Raw genomic sequence first — 3638 nt, forward strand, 5'->3', positions numbered from 1 at the left:
GCAGCGACGGTTCGGCCGCGTCCGCCAGCCAGGCGGCGCCCAGCGCGCGGGCGGCGTCCGGCAGCTCGGCCGGCGCCAGCTCCGCGGCGGCTGCGCCCCTGGGCAGCAGCGCTTGCAACTGCGTTTGCGCGCGCGTGTCCAGCACAGGCGACAGCGCCTCGCGGTAAGGTTTCAACAGCAGATAATCGGGACAGCGCAAGGCCCACAGGCCCAGCGCCGCGCACAGCGCCTCGCGGCGCATGTCGTCCTCCAGCAACGCCTCCGCCAATGGCGACGGCTCGGGCGCGCCGCCCGCATGGCCCAGTCGGCTGGCGATCAGGCTATCCAGCGCCGGTCGCGTCAGCGTCTGGGCGGCATAGGCGGACCGCCAGCCGGCCAGGCCCAGCTTGTCCCACCAGCCCTCGGCCATTTCCCGGCCCGGCCGCCGCCACAGCGCGTGCAGCCGCCGCAAGGCCGGGCTCATCCGACGGCCTCCGGCCGGCGACGCCACCACAGCGCGGCGATGCACAGGCCGCCCAGCAACAGAGTGCCCCCTCCAGCGGCGATGGGCAGCCAGGGAATGGCTTGCGTCTTGGGCTCTGCCGCGGGCTGGTAGCGATATTCCGCCCGCTGCAGGGTGATGCTGATGCGATCGGCGGCCAGGCCGGGAATGCCGTCCCTCACCAGCGCGCGGATTTCCGGCTCGCGCGCTGCCAGGTTGACCTCCGGGCTGTATTTGATGAACACCGCGGCCGACGCCGGCGGCGGCGCCTCGCCATCCACGGCGCGCGGTTCGGCCACCGACACCTCGGCGGCGACCACGCCATCCATGCTGGACAGCATCTTTTCCAGCTGCTGGCTCTTCAGATAGCTGAGCTTGGCTTCCTCCTGCTCCGGCGACGACACCAGCTGGCCGCTGGGAAACAGGTCCTGCATGGTCACCGTCTTGCGCCGCGGCAGGCCGTTCTGGCGCAGCACTTCCACCGCGTCGACGAAGCGGTCGCGCTCCACCTTCAGCGTCACGCCGTCCTTGGCCGTCTCTTTGTCGGCGGGGATGTGGTTGTACATCAGCAGCGCCAGCATCTGGTTGGCCTCGCTCTCGTCCAGCTTGCTGTAGAGCTCGCTCTTGCAGCCGGCCAGCAGCAAGACGCTCAGCAGCAGGACCCAAGGCGCGATTTTCATTGCATGCTGACCAGCTTGTTGATCGACTGGGTCAGCGAGCCCGCCACTTTGGCGGTCAGCTCGGAGCCGACGGTGAGCTCGCTGAGCGCACTCTGGGCGGCGAACAGCGCATCCGGCGAATCGGCCGCCTTCTGGCTGTCCAGCAAGGCCGCGAAACGCTGCTGGGAAGAGGCGTCGGGGACCGGCGCCTCGCTCTGCCCCAGCGGAGCGAGGGCGGCGAGGGCGTGGGAGATGGCTTCTATGCTCATGATTTTTCCTCCGAAGAAGTCGCGTTCAGCAAGGCGCGCAAGGGGGTGCAATCGTCATCCGGCAAGGCGGCCAGCCGGGCGGCGGCGGCCCGGCGGCGGCCCAGGCCGAACAACAGCACGGCCTCGCAGCGCGCCAGCTGGGCGGGCTCGTCCAGCCAGTCGGGCAAGGCGGCCAGGATGTCGTGCATCTCGGCCCGCAGGCCATGGTTGACGGCGGCGAAGCCGGCCTCGATCACCAGGCGGGAAATGGGAAGTTCTGCGCTCATGCTTTTCATCCGATCTTGGAGATGATGCCCATCATCATGTCCTTGACCGCCTTCATCACCGAGCTTTCGTAGCCGATCATCACCGAGTACTGCTGCAGCGCGTACTGCGACTTGAGCATGCTTTCCGGGTTGTTCTGCACATCGCTGTTCATGGCGGCCTCCGCGTTGTTGGCCGCCTGCGATATCTGTCCGCCGATCTGGGAGACGATGGAATCGATGTTCATGAAAGGCTCCTTGGCTCAAAACAACAGCGACGCCGCGAGCGGTACGGTCGGCGCCTCCCGCCTGACGTCGCTGGGCGACATGCGGAAATGGCGGCGGAAGCTGTCGGAAAAGTGCGCCGGGTTGCCGAAGCCCGACTCCAGCGCCACGTCGATCACTTTCTTGGTGGTGGTTTCCAGCAAGCCCCTCGCGTATTCCAGCCGCTGCGCCAGCAGCCAGTGCTTGGCGGACACGCCGTACTTTTCCTTGAACAGCTGGTTGAACTTGCGCAGCGGCAGCCCCAGCGCGTCGGCGTAGCGGGCCACCGGCCACGGCTGCAGCCGGTGGCGGTGGATGAAATCGAACAGGTCCAGGTCGGCGGCCACCAGATAGCGCAGCAGGGCCGCGCAGTATTCGCCGTCCACCGCCAGGCAATACGACAGCACGAAGCGCAGCATCGCGCAGCGGTCGGCCTCGGCCAGTTGCCCCGCCGCGCGCAGCACGCCTTCTTCGGCGGGGATGTTGCGGGGAATGTCCAGCATCGCGCCGCGCCCCCCGCCCGGCAGCAGCTGCTGCATGTCGCGGTAAACCAGTTGCAGCTCCATGGCGGAAACGGGGTAGGCCCGTCCCGTCGCGGACAGCTCCGGCGTCCCCGTTCCGGCCATCAGCAACAGGCTGGGGCCGAGAACCGGATAGCTTTGCCCGGCAACGCGTACCATGTCGTCTTCCGTTGTCAGGATGATGTGCAGACAAGTCATCGCGCGCTCCTTTTGTTCACCATGTGGCCATCATCGCGCCGGGTTCCAACCGGCTCCATCAGGTCATCACCTGAGTTGGGCGGCCGCGCGATGCCGTCTATGCCAGACGGTGTCGACCACCCGCATCGCCGCCAGGCAGGCCAGCCGCTGGCGCTCCAGCTTGGCGTAGGCGGCGGCGCTTTGCGGCTGGCGCTGCCTCAGTCCCAGATCGGCGGCCTCAGCGGCCAGCGCGGCCAGCATCCGTCCCAGATCGCGGCCGTTCGGGTCCGCCGCCAATGTGTCTTCAAGTTCGGTCAAGGTATGCATGGAAACTCTCCGTTCAGCCGTGCAAGGGCAGGAACACCAGTTGTCGGTTGCCGGCGATGGAGACGCCGGCCGGCGTGATCGCGACGATGCGCATGCTCCGCTTGAGCGGGCTGCCGGGCTGCAAGCGCATGCCGTTGGCCAGCTCCAGATAGGGCTCCCGGGCGTTGCCGCCCACCCCGGAGATGGCGGCGGGCAGGTAGTCGGCCGGCTGGGCGGTGCTGGTGGCGCTGATGAAGCGGAAGCGCCCGCTCTTGCCGGCTTCGGCGTTGAACCGCGCCAGCAGCGCGTCCAAAGCGGCCTGGCGCGCGGCGTCCAGCTGCCCGGACAAGACCCAGCCCTGCTCGGTTCTGGCCGCGCTGAGGCCGGACAGCAGCCCGGCCTGCCGCAAGCGGGCCAGCAGCGCCGCCAGGGCGTCGGCGCCGCGATCGGTGAAGCGCCAGCCCTGCAGGCCCGGCAATTGATCCAGCGCGGCGGAAAGCTCGGCGAAACGGGCGTCGCTCTCCACCTGGCCATCGATATCCGCCCGCCCCTGCGCGTCCAGCGACACCGTGACGTCCGGATAGCCGTAGCTGCCCAGCAGCGCGCGCACCGAGCGCCGCAATTCGTCGTCGCACACAGTCTCCTGGCGCAGGCGCACGCCGGCGGCGCGCAGCCTGGCGGTCAGCGCGGACAGCTTCTCGCTGCTGCGGCAGCGCCCG

Annotated in this window: 8 protein-coding genes; all 8 read right to left on the reverse strand. The window is 68.8% G+C overall.

The annotated features are described in order from the left end of the window. The coding region (locus VL52_RS22705; RefSeq protein WP_046159175.1) for a type III secretion system domain-containing protein at positions 1 to 463 on the reverse strand (463 nt) is incomplete at its 3' end. Beyond that, positions 460 to 1161, reverse strand: a complete 702-nt coding sequence (sctJ, locus tag VL52_RS22710) for a type III secretion system inner membrane ring lipoprotein SctJ (protein ID WP_046159176.1) — start codon at positions 1159 to 1161, stop codon at positions 460 to 462. The genes VL52_RS22705 and sctJ, both read right to left, overlap by 4 nt. Then, a complete protein-coding gene (gene sctI / locus VL52_RS22715; RefSeq protein ID WP_046159177.1) occupies positions 1158 to 1409 on the reverse strand; it encodes a type III secretion system inner rod subunit SctI in 252 nt (83 codons plus the stop codon). Before sctI ends, sctJ begins: the two co-directional genes overlap by 4 nt. Then, positions 1406 to 1675: an EscG/YscG/SsaH family type III secretion system needle protein co-chaperone gene (locus tag VL52_RS22720; protein WP_052729484.1), complete on the reverse strand. Its 270-nt coding sequence runs from the start codon at positions 1673 to 1675 to the stop codon at positions 1406 to 1408. Before VL52_RS22720 ends, sctI begins: the two co-directional genes overlap by 4 nt. A gap of 5 nt (positions 1676 to 1680) precedes the next feature. Further along, a complete protein-coding gene (gene sctF, locus VL52_RS22725; protein WP_021478894.1) occupies positions 1681 to 1899 on the reverse strand; it encodes a type III secretion system needle filament subunit SctF in 219 nt (72 codons plus the stop codon). 15 nt (positions 1900 to 1914) lie between these two features. After that, positions 1915 to 2634, reverse strand: coding sequence for an AraC family transcriptional regulator (locus VL52_RS22730; protein ID WP_046159179.1), 720 nt, complete (start codon positions 2632 to 2634; stop codon positions 1915 to 1917). Between the two features lie 66 nt (positions 2635 to 2700). Next, positions 2701 to 2940, reverse strand: a complete 240-nt coding sequence (locus VL52_RS22735; protein ID WP_046159180.1) for an EscE/YscE/SsaE family type III secretion system needle protein co-chaperone — start codon at positions 2938 to 2940, stop codon at positions 2701 to 2703. 13 nt (positions 2941 to 2953) lie between these two features. After that, positions 2954 to 3638 (reverse strand): type III secretion system inner membrane ring subunit SctD (gene sctD, locus VL52_RS22740; protein ID WP_046159181.1); only part of this gene is annotated, 685 nt, incomplete at its 5' end.

The sequence above is a fragment of the Chromobacterium vaccinii genome, from assembly GCF_000971335.1.
Lineage (GTDB): Bacteria > Pseudomonadota > Gammaproteobacteria > Burkholderiales > Chromobacteriaceae > Chromobacterium > Chromobacterium vaccinii.